The organism is Rhizobium sp. NXC24, assembly GCF_002944315.1.
GTDB lineage: Bacteria > Pseudomonadota > Alphaproteobacteria > Rhizobiales > Rhizobiaceae > Rhizobium.
The window spans coordinates 159064-177240 of the sequence record NZ_CP024314.1; the positions used below are offsets into that span (position 1 = coordinate 159064).

13 protein-coding genes are annotated in these 18177 nt (G+C 59.1%); 12 read left to right on the forward strand and 1 reads right to left on the reverse strand.

Annotated features, from left to right (window positions below):
- The first annotated feature begins 372 nt into the window (after positions 1-372).
- From NXC24_RS24775 to NXC24_RS24810, 8 genes are all read left to right on the forward strand, one after another.
- Entirely contained in the window at positions 373-1407 is a 1035-nt protein-coding gene (locus tag NXC24_RS24775) for a transporter substrate-binding domain-containing protein (protein WP_104826079.1), read from the forward strand.
- A gap of 85 nt (positions 1408-1492) precedes the next feature.
- Positions 1493-2623 (forward strand): ABC transporter permease subunit, encoded by a 1131-nt coding sequence (locus NXC24_RS24780; RefSeq protein ID WP_104826080.1) that lies wholly within the window; start codon positions 1493-1495, stop codon positions 2621-2623.
- Between the two features lie 2 nt (positions 2624-2625).
- Entirely contained in the window at positions 2626-3720 is a 1095-nt protein-coding gene (locus NXC24_RS24785; protein WP_104826081.1) for an amino acid ABC transporter permease, read from the forward strand.
- Positions 3721-3748: 28 nt separating this feature from the next.
- Positions 3749-5896 (forward strand): N,N-dimethylformamidase beta subunit family domain-containing protein, encoded by a 2148-nt coding sequence (locus tag NXC24_RS24790; RefSeq protein WP_104826082.1) that lies wholly within the window; start codon positions 3749-3751, stop codon positions 5894-5896.
- Between the two features lie 124 nt (positions 5897-6020).
- Entirely contained in the window at positions 6021-7400 is a 1380-nt protein-coding gene (locus tag NXC24_RS24795) for an aspartate aminotransferase family protein (RefSeq protein ID WP_104826083.1), read from the forward strand.
- 63 nt (positions 7401-7463) lie between these two features.
- Positions 7464-8216: an amino acid ABC transporter ATP-binding protein gene (locus NXC24_RS24800; RefSeq protein WP_104827822.1), complete on the forward strand. Its 753-nt coding sequence runs from the start codon at positions 7464-7466 to the stop codon at positions 8214-8216.
- Positions 8217-8241: 25 nt separating this feature from the next.
- Positions 8242-9789 carry a choline-sulfatase gene (gene betC / locus NXC24_RS24805; RefSeq protein ID WP_104826084.1) on the forward strand — a complete coding sequence of 516 codons (1548 nt, stop codon included), beginning with the start codon at positions 8242-8244 and terminating at the stop codon, positions 9787-9789.
- 144 nt (positions 9790-9933) lie between these two features.
- Entirely contained in the window at positions 9934-10968 is a 1035-nt protein-coding gene (locus NXC24_RS24810) for a proline racemase family protein (protein ID WP_104826085.1), read from the forward strand.
- Between the two features lie 78 nt (positions 10969-11046).
- On the opposite strand, the gene NXC24_RS24815 is transcribed toward NXC24_RS24810, so the two are convergent.
- Positions 11047-11697: a TetR/AcrR family transcriptional regulator gene (locus tag NXC24_RS24815; protein ID WP_104826086.1), complete on the reverse strand. Its 651-nt coding sequence runs from the start codon at positions 11695-11697 to the stop codon at positions 11047-11049.
- Positions 11698-12075: 378 nt separating this feature from the next.
- Between NXC24_RS24815 and NXC24_RS24820 the strand changes: the two genes are divergently transcribed.
- From NXC24_RS24820 to NXC24_RS24835, 4 genes are read left to right on the forward strand one after another with little or no spacing between them, the layout of a single operon-like run.
- The gene (locus NXC24_RS24820) at positions 12076-14148 is read left to right on the forward strand and encodes a hydantoinase/oxoprolinase family protein (RefSeq protein ID WP_104826087.1); all 2073 of its coding nucleotides are present in this window, start codon (positions 12076-12078) and stop codon (positions 14146-14148) included.
- 22 nt (positions 14149-14170) lie between these two features.
- Positions 14171-15901 (forward strand): hydantoinase B/oxoprolinase family protein, encoded by a 1731-nt coding sequence (locus tag NXC24_RS24825; protein WP_104826088.1) that lies wholly within the window; start codon positions 14171-14173, stop codon positions 15899-15901.
- Positions 15901-16773, forward strand: coding sequence for a sugar phosphate isomerase/epimerase family protein (locus tag NXC24_RS24830; protein WP_104826089.1), 873 nt, complete (start codon positions 15901-15903; stop codon positions 16771-16773). The genes NXC24_RS24825 and NXC24_RS24830 overlap by 1 nt, the downstream gene beginning before the upstream one ends.
- Entirely contained in the window at positions 16770-18176 is a 1407-nt protein-coding gene (locus tag NXC24_RS24835) for a DUF4147 domain-containing protein (RefSeq protein ID WP_104826090.1), read from the forward strand. The genes NXC24_RS24830 and NXC24_RS24835 overlap by 4 nt, the downstream gene beginning before the upstream one ends.
- Position 18177 lies beyond the last annotated feature (1 nt).

An 18177-nucleotide genomic window follows, 5' to 3' on the forward strand; every position in this document is an offset into this window, starting at 1 on the left:
TTAGAACGACTAATTATAAAGTCGACATTAGAACGACAATTGATTGGCCGAAGATGCCAACGGGTGGGAACTGCGCTTAGCGCGCTAAAAATAGGGTGAGGCGATGAAATCGAGCACTGGGGGAATGCGTTTCCCGCTGCCAATGCCTGTCGATCAAAAGTCGAAAGGCGACGCTTTCTTTAGCTCTGTGATGACCTTGTTTTTGCGTCGCAGACGAGCCGTGTGGCCACTTTCTTAAAGCTGACGACTTTCGTTCGACCGTGCCATCCCACGGTTCGAACTGAATGAATGGGTCGCTTACGGGCTTAAGCCCCCGCGACGCGTCCCGGGCAATTGAAAATCAAGGTCACATCCAACAGAGGACTGAAGGTAATGAAGAATATCTTGAAACTAGCCGTCGCCTTGGCGTCATTGACTGCAGCGGGTACTCAGATCGCTGCTGCAGCCCCTGGCGATACGTTGAAGGCCGTTCAGGGGCGCGGCTATGTCAATTGCACGTCGAGCGATGGCAACTTCGAAGGCTTCGCGGAAGTCGATGCCCAAGGCAAATGGCATGGCCTGGATATCGATTATTGCCGCGCTGTCGCGACCGCGATCTTTGGTTCTGATGACAAACTCAAACTCATCCCCGTGAGCTGGGCCCAGCGCTTTCCGGCGCTTCAGTCCGGCGATCTCGATCTCGTCATCAAGGCGAGCGGCTGGTTGATGAGCCGCGACACCGAACTTGGCCTTCAATTCAGCATGCCCTACTTCATTGGCGTCACAACGTTCCTGGCCCACAAGGACCTGAACGCAAAGTCGATGGCTGACCTGCAGGGTGGGACCGTATGCCTCGCCGGCGGCACGAGCACGGAAAAGCTCATCAGCGACTACATCAAGGAGAAAAAGTACGACGTCAAAATCGTAACCTTCGAAAAGAACACAGAGGCAGCGGCCGCTTATTTTGCGAACCGTTGCGACTCCTATGCCGAATGGGGCCCTATCGTCGCCGCTACTCGTGCGACTTCGGCCGACCCTGACAATCACGTCATTCTGTCCGATTCCATTTCGCTGGAGCCGGAAGCTGTCGTGATGCGCCAGGGGGATGACTCTTGGGTGGACCTCGTCAACTGGGTCATCGCCGTTCAGCGCATCGCCGAAGAAAACGGCGTCAACAGCACCAACGTCGACCAGATGAAGGCCAATCCTCCGAATACGGTCGTCGGCAAACTGCTGGGCGCCACGCCTGGCATTGGCACCCGTCTCGGCCTCAAGGATGACTGGGCCTACAATGTCATCCAGAAGCTCGGCAATGCCGAGGAAATGTACAACCGCAACTTCGGCACGGAATCCCGCTACAAGTTGCCGCGCGCTTTGAACTCGCCCTGGAACAAGGGCGGCGTGTTCTTCGCTCCGGTTCTCGACTGACCTGAACGATGTCCTGCCGGCGAAGGTCGGCAGGACATCCTGGGCCTATGACAAAATCCCAACATGCCCTGGGGGGATCGCAGTGATGACCACATTGATCGGAAACCGCAGATACCGCAATGTCGCCTTGCAGCTAGCTTTTGTTACGACAATCGCTGCAATCGTGATTGTGGGTGTCGTGACGACGCGGCATAACCTGCAGGTGCAGGGGGTCTCCATGGGATGGGACTTCCTGAACTATACCACGGGATCGACCATCTCCTTCAGCCTGATTGATTACGACATCAACTCGACGTTCGCCCGTGCGCTTCTGGTCGGTTTCGTCAATACGATTTTTCTGGGCGTCATTTCCGTTTCCCTGGCGGTGATACTCGGCACGATCATCGGTACGGCGCGCCTGTCGAGGCACAAGCTCGTCAATTTGATAGCAGCGTCCTATGTTCAGGTCTTCCGGAATATTCCGCTGATATTGCAGGCATTTTTCTGGTATTCCCTGATCACCCATCTGCCTTCGCCCCGTTCGGCGATCGCTTTGCCCGGCGGTATTTATATTGCCAATCGCGGCATTTCCTTCCCCTGGCTGAACGTGGAGCCCTGGCATGTGGTCTTCGCGGCGGCTGCTTTGGCGGCTGGACTCATGCTGACCGTCCGCTCCCTCCGGCGTTCGGCACGTTCAGCCGCTTTTCTTTGGCTCGCAGGCGGCGTGGCTTGTGCCGCCGTTGCCATAATCTTCGGCCGGCTCGACGGTTTGCCGTTGGTCGATGTACCGCACGTCCAGGGACTTCGTCTTGCGGGAGGTGTCATGATGGTACCGGAGCTCAGCGCCGCCATCGTTGCCATTTCGCTGTTTGGCGCATCCTATGTCGCGGAAATCGTCCGTGCCGGCTTTCTGGCAATTCCAATCGGACTGACGGAAGCCGGGCAGGCCCTTGGCCTGCGCAACTGGCATATTTTCTGGCGCATCCGGCTGCCTCTGATGATCCGCAAAATACTGCCGACCATGACCAACCAGATCATCTGGCTGATGAAAGCCACAACGATCGGCATAGCGATCGGCTTCTCGGATTACTTCGGTGTCATCGCCAATTCGATCAATCACTCCGGGCAGACCCTGACGCTGATCTTCCTGCTCATCATCGGGTTCTGGGCAATCAACATGTCCATCGCCTTTGTCATGAACACCATCAATCGTGCAATCGCACTGCCGGGGCGTTAGAAATGAAAGCGGAAACCACATTGACCGCCATCGATCTGTCGTCAACACCGTCGGGCAGGTGGATTGCTGACCTTCGACGCGACTATTTTTCGACACCGGGCCAAGCCTTGGTGACACTCGTTTGCCTGACGCTGGTTGGAATTTTGGTCTGGTCATTCGTCAGTTGGGCCTTCCTTCATTCCGTTTGGACTGGAACGCCCGAGGACTGCCACAAGGCCAGCGGCGCATGTTGGGCTGTTGTCACCGACCGCTATCGTCTCATCCTGTTCGGTCTCTACCCATATGAGGAGCAATGGCGCTCTGCCTTGGCTTGTCTTGCTATCCTGGCAACCGTCATTCTCTCCTGTATTCCCCTGTTCTGGTCGGCAAAGCTGCTGCCTGTCATCTGGCTCGTTGGATACGGCACCTTCTATTATTTGATGAGGGGCGGGATCCTCGGCTTGCCGGTCGTCCTTGAGACGCAGTGGGGTGGCCTGGCGCTCACGACATTCGTCTTCTCTTCCACCGTCGTGATCGGCATGCCGCTGGCAATCATCCTGGCATTGCTCCGCAGATCGAAATTGCCGGTGATTTCGTCGGTAACCGCACTCTTCATTGATGGCGTGCGCTCGCTGCCGCTGCTGTCCATTCTTTTCACGGCTGCCATTATCCTTCCCTTTGCGCTGCCGAGCTTCCTGGTTGGGGATAAGCTTTACCGGGTCATTCTCGGCGCAGCGGTTTTCTTTGCTGTCTATCAGGCGGAAATCATCCGGAGCGGCATTCAGTCCCTGCCGGCGGGCCAGGAGGAAGCAGCCGTCGCGCTTGGCCTGAACTATTGGCAGACAATCTCGCGGATTATCCTGCCGCAGGCATTCCGTCTTGCATTGCCGCCGACGATCAACCAAGTCGTTATCGCGTTCATGGAAACGTCGCTCATCGTTATCCTCGGCTTCTTCGAGGTCACGGCATCGGGCAATGCATCCTTTTCGGCGGGCGGCTGGAACACGTTCTATGCGGAGGTCTATTTCTTCGTCGCGCTGATTTACTTCACCTTCACTTTCTCGCTCTCGCGATATGGCGCCTATCTGGAGCGATCGCTCAAGACATCGTCGCGTTGATGGTGCATAGGAGCATGGAGCACGCGCGATGCTGATCGGCTATACGGACAGATATTCGGCGCGGGCTGGCGAGACCATTGAGGTCAAGGTTTCGAGCAGCTTCCGCTGCGATTATCGGGCCGATCTGGTCCGCCTCTATTCGGCGGATCCGAACCCAAAAGGGCCGGGCATGGATGCACGTCCTGTACCCGCAGCCTTCGAGGGAACATATCCCTCCGTTGAGAAATCCGCTTACCCGGGCTCCTACGCCCTGATACCGCTTGCCGGGCAGGACGATATTCGCGGCGCCACGGTCTCGATCCGGTTCCAGCCGCGGCTGGAGAAGGATCGCCCGCAAACGATGCTTTCGCTGAAGGCCGCCAATGGTCGAGCGGTTTCCGTCAGCATCGAAGCGGATGGTCCGACCGTCGATTTTGACGGCACTGTTACACCCGTCGCCTGTCGGCTCGAACTCGGCGTCTGGTATGAATTACGGCTCGGTTTGACGGCTGCCGACGTCAGGCTGGCCTTTTATGTGGTCGCCACGGGAGAGCGGATTGCTCATGCCTCTGTGGCCCGGCCCGACAATGACGGGATATTCGCCGAGCTGTCGCTCGCGGCCCGGAGGAGAGGGGATGACGCCTCCTTTATGGCGCACTTCTTCAATGGGCGGCTCGAAAACCCTGCGATCACCCGTGGTCTTCATTTGCCGGACGCCCTCGGGCCGCTTCCGGCGGATGACGGCGCGGTCCTCGCCTCCTGGGATTTCGCGCAGGGCATCCCCACCGACACGATCCGGGATCGGGGGCCGAAATCGCTCGACGGCAAGCTGGTAAATCTGCCCGCCCGTGCAGTGCGAGGATCGCGGTGGACCGGCGCGGAGATGTGCTGGCGGCATGCGCCGGACGAATATGCCGCCATTCATTTCCATGAAGACGACCTGCATGATTGCGGCTGGGAAACAGATTTCCGCTTCGATATTCCCTCTGATCTCCAAAGCGGCGTCTACGGGATAAGGCTCCGCTGCGAAGGGGCTGAAGACATCATTCCGTTTTTTGTCCGTCCCGCTGCTGGCGGCAAAAATGCGAAGATCGCCGTTCTCTTTTCTACATTCACCTACCAAGCCTATTGCAACTATCCGAGGACGAATTACGGCCCGGCCTATATCGCTCGGCGCGAGGCCTGGGGCGGCTATCCGCATCATCCGGCCCAATTTCCCCAGTTCGGGCGTTCGCTCTATGACGTGCATCCCGACGATAGTGGGGTGATGTTCAGTTCAGCCCTGCGGCCACAGCTTTTGATGCGGCCCGGCTTCTTCGCCTATCTGGACGACAAAGGATCGGGGCTGCGGCATTTTCCGGCCGATATGCACCTCATTGCGTGGTGCGCGGCAAAAGACATCGCGGTCGACGTGGTGACGGATCACGATCTCGACGCGGAGGGCGTCGCAGCACTGGCCGGTTACGATCTGGTGCTGACGGTGAGCCATCCGGAATACCATACCGGCCGCTCGCTCGACGCGATCCAGGATTTCATCCGGGATGGCGGCAATTTCGGCTATCTCGGCGGCAACGGCTTCTATTGGCGCGTCGCAACGAGCGCGGCGTTTCCCGGCGCGATCGAAATGCGCCGCTGCGAAAGCGGCGTCAGAATGTGGCAAGCCGAGACCGGAGAATTTTACCATGCCTTCGACGGGCACTATGGCGGCCTCTGGCTGAAGAACGACCGGCCGCCCCAGAGGCTCGTCGGCATCGGAATGTCGGCACAGGGTCCGTTCGACGCCTCGTACTATCGCCGCACCGCTGCCTCGCGCACTCCGAACTTCGCCTGGCTGTTCGAGGGCATCGAGGAGGAGATTATCGGCGACTTCGGTTTTTCCGGCGGCGGCGCGGCGGGCTTCGAACTGGACTGCGTTGATCCCTCCCTCGGCACACCGGTCGAAACCGTCGTGCTCGCATCGTCCGAGGGACACTCGGCCGAATATAGTTGTGTGCCGGAAAGGATCTGGAACCCGGACGTCCATACGCGCGAATGGCAAGCGGAGCAGATCAGAGCAGATCTTTGTTTCCTGCCGATGAAAGGGGGAAACTTCGTGTTTTCAACCGGGTCGATCATGTTCTGCGGAAGCCTGCCCGCGAACGGATACGACAACAACGTCTCGCGGCTTCTGGAGAATCTCGTGCGACGTTGCGTGTAGCCAGTTTCGAGGCGTGATCCGCCTCGTATTCGTCGGCACGATGCCGACGGCCGTTTGACGAACCGCCGGTCTCACCCCGTACTCGTCCGAAGCCGCTCGAAAGTTCGGCAAAAATGAGGATATGATGAGCCTTTCAAATTCGATCAAGGACAAGGACCTCGCGTCCCACCTGCATCCGTTCACCAATCTGGCCCGCCATCAGGACGTCGGGCCTTTCGTGATCGAGCGGGGCGAAGGCATCTACGTGTTCGACGATCAGGGGCGCAGATACATCGAAGCCATGTCGGGGCTTTGGAGTGCCGGTCTGGGATTTGGCGAGAAGCGGCTGGTTCATGCTGCGACACGGCAATTGGAGAAATTGCCCTACTACCACAGCTTCACACACAAGGCGCATGCGCCTGCCATCGAACTGGCGTCAAAGCTTGCGGAGCTTGCCCCGGGCAATCTCAACCATGTCCATTTCACCAATTCCGGCTCCGAAGCGAACGACACCGTCGTCAAGATGGTCTGGTACATCAACAATGCTCTCGGGCGGCCCCAGAAAAAGAAATTCCTGGCGCGCCAGCATGGCTATCACGGATCGACGGTGGCCTCCGCGAGCCTGACGGGCCTACCGGCAAGCCACCGGGATTTCGATCTCCCTGCGATACCCGTTCGGCATCTCACCGCGCCTTACTTTTATCGCTTCGGGCTTCCCGGCGAAACCGAAATGGAGTTCTCCGCGCGGTTGGCGCGGCAACTCGAGGATACGATCCTCGCCGAGGGGCCGGAGACGATCGCCGCTTTCATCGGCGAACCTCTGATCGCTGCCGGTGGGGTCATTCCTGCACCGGCAGGTTATTGGAGCTACGTCCAAGACCTCTGCCGGCGTTACGACATCCTCCTCGTCGCTGATGAGATTATCACGGCTTTCGGTCGCCTCGGAACCATGTTCGGTTCGGAATATTATGGCTTCCAGCCGGATATAATGGTGCTGTCCAAACAATTGACGTCCTCCTACCAGCCACTGGCGGCAATCGTAATCTCCGATGCGCTGAACGAGGTGCTTGTCGAAAACAGCGGCAAGATTGGCACTTTCGCCCACGGCTTCACGACGACGGGACATCCCGTCGCCACGGCGGTCGCGCTGGAAAATATTGCCATCATCGAGGAGCGCGGCCTTGTCGCCCATGCGCGCGATCTCGGCGAGCGGCTGCAGGCCGGGTTACGGCAATTCTCCTCTCACCCGTTGGTAGGGGATGTTCGCGGAGCCGGCCTTGTCAGCGGTGTCGAGCTGGTCGCCGACAAGCACACAAAGGCAGCTTTTGAGCGCCGCGGCGATCTCGGCGCTTACGTTTTCCGACGTGCCCACGAGCACGGGCTGATCATTAGAAGCATCTACGACACCATCGCTTTCTGTCCGCCGCTGATCACGACGGACGAACAGCTCGATGTGCTTCTGGACGCCTTTTCGAGAACGCTCGACGACGCCGCAAAGTGGGTCGAGACGGAAGGGCTGAAGTGACGAACCGAAATCATGGAGCTGGCGACTCCACACCTCGCCATCAAGCAGAGAAAGGGAGCAAATATGAACAGCAAGCAGCCGTCGACGGCCGTTGAGGTCGTCAATCTTGGGAAATCCTATGGAAGCTACCAAGTGCTTTTCGATGTGAACCTCAAGGTGGCGAGGGGGGAGAAGATCGTCATCTGCGGGCCTTCCGGTTCCGGCAAGTCGACCTTGATCCGGTGCTTGAACAAGCTGGAGGATCATCAGTCCGGTACCATCCGTGTTCTCGGCACCGAATTGAACGACGATATCGAGAACATCAATGAGATCCGCCGCGAGGTCGGCATGGTCTTCCAGCACTTCAACCTGTTTCCCCACCTGACTGTGCTCGAGAACTGCATCCTTGCACCCATGCTGGTCCGCAAGCAGGACCGCAAGACGGCGGAAGCGCAGGCGATGACCTATCTCGAGCGGGTCAAGATTCCGCAAAAGGCCGGCGCCTATCCGGGCGAATTGTCCGGTGGCCAGCAGCAGCGCGTCGCGATTGCGCGGGCGCTCTGCATGAAGCCGGAGATCATGTTGTTCGATGAGCCGACATCGGCACTCGATCCTGAGATGATTTCCGAAGTGCTCGACGTGATGGCCGAACTCGCCCAAGGCGGCATGACCATGCTGTGCGTCACGCACGAAATGGGCTTTGCCCGCAAGGTCGCGGACCGCGTGGTCTTCATGGATAAGGGCAGCATCGTCGAAGAGGCGCCGCCCTCCGAGTTCTTCGACAATCCGAAGCACGAGCGTTCGAAAGCCTTTCTCAGCCAGATTCTGGGGCATTGAGGAGATACGAAGGAGCGCAGCCAGCATGAAACCGAACATCCTCCTGGTGATGTGCGATCAATTGACGGCGATCGCGCTCTCCACCTATGGCAATACCGTCTGCAAGACGCCCAACCTTGACGCGCTTGCCGCGCAGGGCTCGGTGTTCGAGAACGCCTATTGCAACTATCCGCTTTGTGCGCCTTCGCGTTTTGCGCTGATGAGCGGAAGGCTACCATCGCGGATCGGTGCATACGATAATGCCGCCGAGTTCCCCGCCGCGGTTCCGACCATTGCGCATTACCTGCGGGACGCCGGCTACTACACCTGCATTTCGGGGAAGATGCATTTCGTTGGGCCAGATCAGCATCACGGCTATGAAGATCGTCTGACCACGGAAATCTACCCCGCCGATTTCAGTTGGGTGCCGCCAAAAACCTACGACGAGCTTGAGGACGAGGAGACAGTCGCGAAGGGTAAGGTGCCATTCGGGGTTTCCAGTGTCGAAACCATTGCCGACGCGGCGCCACTCGCGCGCTCACAGCAGATCGACTACGATGACGAGGTGGCGCGGCGGGCCACCCAACATATTTACGACTGGCGGCGATATGGCGATGGCCGTCCGCTGTTCATGACGGTTTCCTTTACCCAGCCGCACGACCCCTATGTCATCACGAGGGAATTCTGGGACCTCTATTCGGACGAGGGTATTGATCCGCCACGAACGCCGAAGATTGCGCTGGAGGATATGGACCTCCATAGCCGATCTCTTTACTTCCACTACAGCCTCGACAAATTCGATGTGACGGATGAGGTCTATCGCCGGGCGCGGCGGGGCTACTACGGCATGATCAGCTATGTCGACCGCAAGCTCGGCGAGTTGCGTCAGACGCTTGATGATGCCGGCATGGCCGACGACACCGTGATCATCTTCACCTCCGACCATGGCGATATGATCGGCGAGCGTGGGCTTTGGTTCAAGAAGAACCTGTTCGAACCGGCGATCCGGGTGCCCCTGATCATCTTCCGTCCGGGCGCCAAACAGCTTTCGCGGATCTCGGCGCCAGTGTCGCTGATCGATCTTCTGCCGACATTCGTGGACATCGCGATAGGCTCGACCGAGGCCATCATCACCGAACATGAGGGAAGCAGCCTGCTGCCGTTGCTCGACCGGGACCAGCCGGGTCGCATCGCCATGGCCGAACATATCGATGGCGGCACGAAAGCGCCGCGCGTCATGCTGAGGTGCGGGGCGCAGAAGATTGTCGTGTCCGAAGCCTATCCGACGCAGTTCTATGACTTGTCTGCCGATCCCTGTGAAATGCGCAATCTGGCGGACGAGCCTTCAAGGCAGGCCGATGTTGCCCGGCTCATGGACATAGTCCGACAGACATGGGACCTCGGCCGCTTGCGCGAGGACGTCATGCGAAGCCAACGCGTCCGTCAGTTCGTGAACCGGGCGATGCAGAAGGGCAAAGCGCGGGAATGGGAGCATTATCCGGAGCCCATCCGGGAACACACCAAATTCGTTCGCACGGGCGAACGCTTCCCCGATGTCGAGCGGCGCTCTTATTTGCCCTATGGCGACTACTGACATGTTCGCCGAGCCCATGAACTCGACCAGTTGCTCGGCGCTTGCCGTTTCGGAAGCGCGCGGCTTGTGGGACCGCATGCGCCAGCACCAGCCCGACCATACCAAAAGGGGCGGACGACGTTCGCCCACAGCAGAGAGGCAGAAATGAAATTTGATCGGAAACTTGAACTCCTCCTGGTTCATTGCCAGGGGGAGATTGGAAATGTCCTGGTCGCGGGCGCGCCGGATATTCCCGGGGCGACCATGCTCGATAAAATGAATTACATCAACACGGTGGATGACAGCCTTCGCCGTTTCGTGACATTCGAGCCCCGCGCCAATGTCGCGATGACGGTCAATCTTCTTTTCCCGCCAACCCGTCCGGACGCCGATGCCGGCTTTATCGTGCTCCAGGCCGACCGCGCCCATCCGATGTCGGGGAGCAACAGCATATGTGTCGTCACCGCGCTTCTCGAAAGCGGTCGTGTGCCGATGGTGGAGCCGGAGACCATTGTCAGGCTCGACACGCCCGCAGGACTGATCACTGCAAGAGCAAGGTGCGAGAAGGGCCGATGCGTGTCGGTCAGCATCGATAATGTCCCGAGCTTTGCCGAAAAGCTGGATCAGGAAATCGACACGCCGAAATGGGGGCGTATCAAAGTCGATATTTCGTTTGGGGGCGTCTATTACGGCCTAGTCGATGTGGAGCAGATCGGCTTGACCATTGCGCCCGAAAACGCGCGCGCACTAGCGGAGGCCGGTATCGAGCTCAAGGCATTGTTGGCCGAGCAGGTGAGTGTCAAGCATCCGACGCTGCCAGGGATCGATGAGATCGCCTACGTCATGTTCCGCAGTCGTGAGCCGGACGGCGCAATTCGTACATGCACAACGCTCAAGCCGGGCCGCGTCGACCGATCGCCCTGCGGCACGGGCAGTTCGGCGAATCTCGCAACCCTTCACGCCCGTGGACTGGTTTCCGTTGGCGAGACGCGGATTTCCCGCTCGATCATCGGCGGTGAATTCCGTGTCGAAGCGATCGGCGAGACAGAGATTGGCGGAAAGAAGGCCGTCGTGCCGCGGATATCCGGGCAGGGTTTCGTCTATGGAAGCCAAATTCTGCGCCTGTCCGAAGACGATCCTCTTGCGAAGGGATTCGCGCTTTCCGACACATGGGGCCCTCAAGTCGGCCTGCTGGGCTGAGCCTGCTCGTCAGATCCATCGGTGCGCCGGACATTTCCGTCTACCGACGGGAGTATCCGGCGTATTGTTTCGGACGCGCTATTTTCGAAGGTAGGAAAGCACCATTTCAACCGCCTGCTCACGCTGACGCGCAACGGTTTGGTCGCTGCTTAAGTCCTCCTCAAGCACGATCGAGAGCGTGTGGATGTTCGAGAAGTAAAAATAACCGAGCGCCGAGATCGAAATATAGAGGTGCTTCAAGTTGACATTCGATCGAAACAGACCCTTTTCCTGTCCCTTGCGAATGATCTGGTCCAGTTTGTTTAGCAGGGGCGTATAGAGCGATTTGATGCTCACCGCCTGCTTCAGGAAGCGCGCATTTTGCACATTCTCATGGGTCAGCATGCGCACGATCCGGGGATTCTTGGCGAAGGTGTCAAATGTCGACTCGGTAAGCCTCCGCACCGACTCGATCGGATCGAGATCATCGAGCTCGATTTCGTGCTGTGACGCCCTGAGCTTCTCGTAGGTGTCCGAGAGGCTGGCGATATAAAGCTCTTCCTTGCTGTTGAAATACTTATAGATCAGGCTCTTGTTGGTTTGCGATTGCTCTGCGATCGCATCGATGCGGGCGCCATCAAAGCCGCGCTCCGTGAACTCGTCGATGGCAGTATCGATAATTCGCTGCCTGGTCACGAGCGGGTTGCGGATTCTCTTTTTCTTGGGCGCTTCGTTTGCTGGCATGTGCATTCTGATATCCGCTCGATATTCTGACTGGCCCGAACTGAACAATCGCCGTTGCGTACTCGTTCACGCCTGCCGCGGGGCAAGGACCTTTCGTAGCCCAAAGAGACCCACTTCGCAAATCGCATAAATCCGCGTTCCCGCGCCGACGGAGCGGGGCAATCAAGCCATTGATATTGATGAGCAATTTTCTGCGTCAACCCCGCAATTGGCCATTGACTGGCCTCTTAAAACGGGCTAGCTGTCTCCTTAATAAACTAAATAGTTCTATAGCGAATGGCGATCGGCCAGTCAATCGGTAGCAGCGGCACGGCTGCTGGCGAACGACCTCGCATGTCCAATCGCTCCCAATCGCCTCAAGGCGCGAGAACGCAGGAGACAGCAATGAACAATGCACGCATAGGCGTGGACATCGGCGGTACCTTCACCGACTTGGTTCTTTTCGGTGATGGCGGAGAGACCTTTTTCACCAAAGTGCCGTCGACCCCTGCAAAACCCGAGGAAGCGGTTCTGACAGGCATCCGCCAGATTGCCGCGTCGGCGGGATTGAACGTCGACAGGGTCGTGGAGGTCGTCCACGGCACCACGGTCGGTTCGAACACGCTTCTGCAGAAGGTCGGCGCCAAGACCGGGTTGATCACCACCAAGGGCTTTCGGGACGTCCTGGAGATCGGCCGCGTCCGCACACCGACCATGTTCGACCTGAGCTGGGAGAAGGCCGTTCCGCTGATCGCCCGCCGCTATCGCATGGAGGTCGATGAGCGCTCGACCGCAGACGGACGCATCTTAAAGCCGCTCAACGAGAGCGAGATTATCGAAATCGGTCGGTTCTTCGAAAGTGAAGGCGTCGAATCCGTCGCGATCTGCTTCATCAATTCCTACCGCAATCCCGAGAACGAGACCCGTGCGCTGGAGATCATGCGCGCCAATTTCCCCGATATGTGGGTCACGGCTTCGGTCTCCGTTCTGCCCGAAATTCGCGAATATGAGCGGACCTCCACGACGGCGGTAAACGCCTATGTTCTGCCGTCGCTGCGGGCCTATTTCGAACGGCTCGAGAATGGCCTTCGTGAAATCGGCGTATCCGCTCCGCTCCTGATCAGCAATTCGAATGGCGGCCTTTCGAGCGCGAAAATGGCGCAGGAAAAACCCGTTTTCTTCATCTCCTCCGGCCGCTCCGCCGGCGTCGTCGGCGCCGGCCGGCTGGGCGAGGTGATGGCGGAAAAGGATCTCGTCGTCTTCGATATGGGCGGAACGACCGCTTCTGCATCGCTCATTCACAAAGGCGAGCTCTCGCGGGCCAATGAATACGAGTTTCGCGCCGGCATTTCGACGCCCAGCCGCTTTATCAAGGCAGGCGGCTATCTGATGCGCGTCCCGACGGTGGATGTTGCCGAAGTCGGCAGCGGCGCAGGCTCCATCGCCCGCATCGACGAGGGCGGACTGCTGCATGTGGGGCCGATCTCGGCCGGCGCCGACCCCGGGCCGGTTTGTTATGGAATTGGTGGAAACGCGGCCACGGTCACGGATGCGAATGTGGTCCTCGGTTTCCTGCCCCCGGCATTGGCCGGCGGTACGATGAAGCTTAACGTCGATGGCGCCCGTGCCGCGATCAAGCGTGATCTCGCCGACCCTCTGAAGCTTTCCGTCGAAGACGCCGCGTTTGGCATTCGCGAAGTCGTGAATATCAACATGGCTCGTACGATCAAGGCGGTCACGGTCGAACGTGGTGTCGATCCGCGGGATTTTGCAATCCTGGCCTTTGGCGGCTCCGGTCCGGTTCACGCCTGCGATCTTGCGAGGACCCTCGGCATCTCCCGCGTGATTTTTCCGAAGTCGCCGGGCGTCTTCACCGCGACGGGCATGCTGGCCGCCAAGGTCGAACGCTATTTCCTGCGCAGTCTCAACGGCATGCTGGACCAGTTGCCGGTTGCGCGGGTCAACGAACTCCTCCGGGACATGCGCGCCGAAGCGATCACCTCCCTCAGGGAGGAGGGCTACAGCGAAGCTCAGGTCGAGTGCGGCTTCGAGGCCGACCTCCGTTTCAAAGGCCAGGATTTCGAACTGCCGATCGCCTTACCGGAAACCGTTACAGATGCGCATCGCGATTCGCTTCGGGCTGCGTTCCGGGATGCCTATAGGGCGATCTATGGCTATGCGTCCGATGACGGCGTGGAAATCGTCAATATCCGTCTCAATGCGAGCGGCAACACCGGCAATCGCCTCACCTTCAAGCCACATGCGCCGGACGATGCCGTAGCTGAAGTGGCGACTCGCAGAATCTACTTTTCGCGAGCCGATGGCTGGATCGACACGCCGATCTATCAGCGCAGCACTTTCAAAGGCGGCGTCAGCGGCCCGCTCATCATCCAGAGCCCAGACACAACCATCGTCATCCCGCCGCGCGCAAAAGCCGATCTCGATGCGTTCGGCAATGTCGTAGCAACGCTCTCTTGAGTCCCTGGGAAGGAACCGCTTCATGGCTCAGAAACACAACGATCCCATCACTTTTGCCGTCATCAAGAACGCGCTCGATACGATTGTCGACGACATGGCCTTTGCCGTGATGCGCACGGCACGCTCGCCGATCGTGCGCGACGTTCTCGATTATTCCGTCACGCTTTGCGACCGCCAAGGCCGCATCCTGTCGCAAGCCAAGACCGTTGCGCTTCACCTCGGTGCCGTGCCGGATGCCATGGCGGTTATCATGGCGCGCTACGCCGACGATATGGCGCCGGGCGACGTGATCATCTTCAACGATCCCTATGAAGGCGGAATGCATCTGCCTGACATCTTCATGATCAGGCCGATCTTTCACCGGGATACGCTGCGGGGCTTCTCGGTCGTGATCGCGCATCACTGCGATGTCGGCGGACGCGTGCCCGGATCCAACGCCGCCGACTCCACAGAGATCTTCCAGGAGGGGCTCCGGATAGCCCCTATGAAGCTCTACGATAAGGGCGTTCTCAACGATACGCTCATGCGTATCATTACCAAGAATGTGCGCCTGCCCGAGCTCGTTCTCGGCGACCTCGAAGCACAATTTGCGACTTGCAACCTCGGTGAACGCGAGCTTCTGCGTCTAATCGAGCGTTACGGCGCCGACGAGCTCGATGGCTATTTCGACGATCTGATCGATTATGGCGAGCAGCTTACAAGGGCGGCAATCCGGGCATGGCCGGATGGGGATTATTTCTTCGAGGACTTCATCGACGGCGACGGGTTCTCGACCGACGCGATCCCGATAAGGGTGAAGCTGACGGTGAGTGGCGATCATCTGAACGTCGATTTCGCCGGTTCCTCTCCCCAGGTCAAGGGGGCGATCAATTCGACGCTCTCCTTCGTCAAGTCGGCGACCTATCTTTCGGTCCGCTGCGCGCTCGACGAGGAAGTGCCCAACAATGCAGGCGTCTACCGTTGCATCACGATTTCGGCGCCGGAGGGATCCATTCTCAATCCCTTGATGCCGGCTGCGGTGGCGGCCCGTGCTCTCACGGGATATCGCGTCGTTGATACCGTCCTCGGTGCTCTCTCGCAAATCGCGCCGCGCAAGATCATGGCCGCCGGCGAGGGCGGCAACACGGTGCTGGCTTTCGGCGGCTGGGACAAGACGACGCGCGAACCCTTCGTTCTGGTCGACATGATCAACGGCGCCTGGGGCGGCCGTTGGAACAAGGATGGCGTCGAGGGCGTGACCAACCCCTCGCAGAACATGTCGAACCTGCCGGTCGAAACACTCGAAGTCCGCTATCCCATGATGATGGACGAATACAGCCTGCGCCCGAATTCCTGCGGAGCAGGAGAGTATCGCGGCGGTCTCGGTCTTATTCGGCAATATCGCCTTCTTGCCGAGGAAGCGGTCCTGCAGATCCGCGCCGACCGCCACGATCATCCGCCCTATGGCCTGTTCGGCGGCAAACCGGCGGCGCCATGTGTCAATATCCTCGATCCCGAGGGCGAGAATACCAGGCTGCCGGCAAAGATCACCCGGACGATCGGGCGCAACGTGGTGGTTCGGCACGAACAGGCCGGCGGTGGCGGCTATGGCAATCCACTTAAGCGATCGCTCGATCTCATCCGCGACGACCTCTGGAATGGGAAGATTACCCCCGCTTTCGCAGCGGAGCATCACGGCGTCGTTTTCGCCGCCGACGGTATCACCATCGACATAACGGCGACGCAGGTGCGCCGAGCCGGGGAGGCTGCGTGATGACGCAATACGATCTTACCCGCTTCGCCATCAATCAGATCACCACACCGAAATGGTCGATGCCTCAGGCGATCGAGGGCTATTCCCGCCATGGCGTAAGCGGAATTGCGGTCTGGCGCAATTTTCTGGATGACTATGGCGTCGAGGCGACCGTCAAACATCTCCGCGACGCGGGGATGTGGGTTGCGTCGCTATGCACCAGCGCCTGGGTCAACGAAAGCGACCCGGCCCTCTACAGGAAGACGATCGAGGAAAACCGCCGTATCATCGACCAGGCGGCCGCTATTGGCGCGCCCTGTGTCGTCATGGTCATGGGCGGTCTTCCCAAGAGCGACAAGGATCTTGGCGCGCAGCGCCGCCGCATCCACGATGCACTTGCCGAGCTGGCGCCCTATGCTGCGTCCTCGGGCGTTAAGCTCGGACTTGAGCCGTTGCATCCGATGTATTGCGGCGACCGCAGCGCCATGAATCTCATCACCGATGTGAATGACATGATCGACGAGTTCGGCACCGATGCCACCAGCCTCGTCGCGGATGTCTATCACTGCTGGTGGGATCCGGCATTCGAACGCGAACTGCGGCGCGCCGGGAAAGACCGGATCAACACGTTCCATCTCTGCGATTGGCTGGTGCCGACGAGAAATCTGCGCGACCGCGGCATGGTCGGCGATGGCGTCATCGACATCCCGCGCATCCGTGGCTGGCTCGATGACATCGGCTATGAGGGACCCTTCGAGCTGGAGATCTTCTCCGAACTCGACTGGTGGCAGCGCGACCCGGACGAGACCGTTCGGATCGCGGTCGAGCGTTGCGGTCCGTTTGTGGGGCCGCTCGTCCGCAATGGCTCAATCAAGTCGGGTTCCGCACAATGAAGAAAATACGCAATTCAGAGGAAATCCTGTCGCAAGGCGACATAGCCTCCAGACGAGTCGTGATCGAGATAGCCGACCGCACGCTTGACAGGCTGGACAGCTATCGGCGGATCAGAAGCATCATGCGCATGGAAGGCAGCGTCCTTCAAATCGGCACCCGGTCATGGGACTTGTCCCGGAAGCGCAACGTCTACCTCTTCGGTGCCGGCAAGGCCTGCAATCATATGGCGATGGCGGTCGATCATGTGCTGGGCGATTATCTAACGCGCGGCATCGCCATCGTGAAGATCCACGAGGAAACGGATCGGTTCAACAAAACCGAGGTGTTTGTCGGAGGCCATCCTCTGCCGAATGAGGAAGGACACCGGGCATCGAGGAAGATTATCGAGATCGTCGATCAGGCTGGCCCCGACGATCTCTTCATCGCTGTGATCAGCGGTGGCAGCTCGGCGCTCATGTCTTGCCCGATCGAGGGCATCTCCCTGCAGGACGAGATCGATACCACCGATGTTCTTCTGAAATCCGGCGCGGGAATTTACGAAATCAATGCGGTCCGCCGTCATATCTCGGCGCTGAACGGTGGAATGCTGGCAAAGCGTATTCAGGATGTCGGCGCCGAACTCATCGGTTTCGGCATTAGCGACGCCGTCGGTTCCCCGGCCACGGGCGACATTGCTGTCCCCTATGCCGCCTACAAGAGCACGCCGATCGGCCCCGATGCGACGACCCTGGACGATGCGCGCGCCACCATTGTCAACTTCGATGTGGCGGATCGCCTGCCCAAAAGCGTCGTCGATTACTTGATGAATGCAGGCCCCGAAAAGGAAACGCCCAAAGTATTCCCCGACAACACCTACTTCCTGCTCAACACGCTGCCGGATTCCTGCATCTACGCCAAGGAAGTCTGCGAAGAGATGGGCATTCCGGCGATCATCGTATCGTCCTTCCTCGAAGGCGAAAGTCGCGATGCCGGCACCTTCTTTGCCTCGATGGCGCGCGAGATCCAGACCTATGGCAATCCGGTCAAAGCGCCCTGTGTGCTTCTCAGCTCGGGCGAAGTGACGACGCAGATCCTGGACAATAGCGTGATCAGGGGGCACGGCGGCCCCGGCCAGGAAATGGCTGTGAGTTTTGCCATTACCGCTGCCAAGACCAAAGGCGCCTGCCTGCTGTCGATTGACAGCGAAGGCACCGACGGCACCGCCAAAGTCGCCGGCGGCATCACCGATTCCACCAGCTTCCGGAGCGCGGCAGACAAGGGGATCAGCCTCTATCAAGCGCTGCGCGAGCACAGTTGCTTCGAGGCGCTCAACGCCGTCGGCTCGACTGTCTTCACCGGCAATACGGGCACCAATCTGTGCGACCTGAATATCGTCTACGTTCCTGAACTGAAGGGTGCGTAAG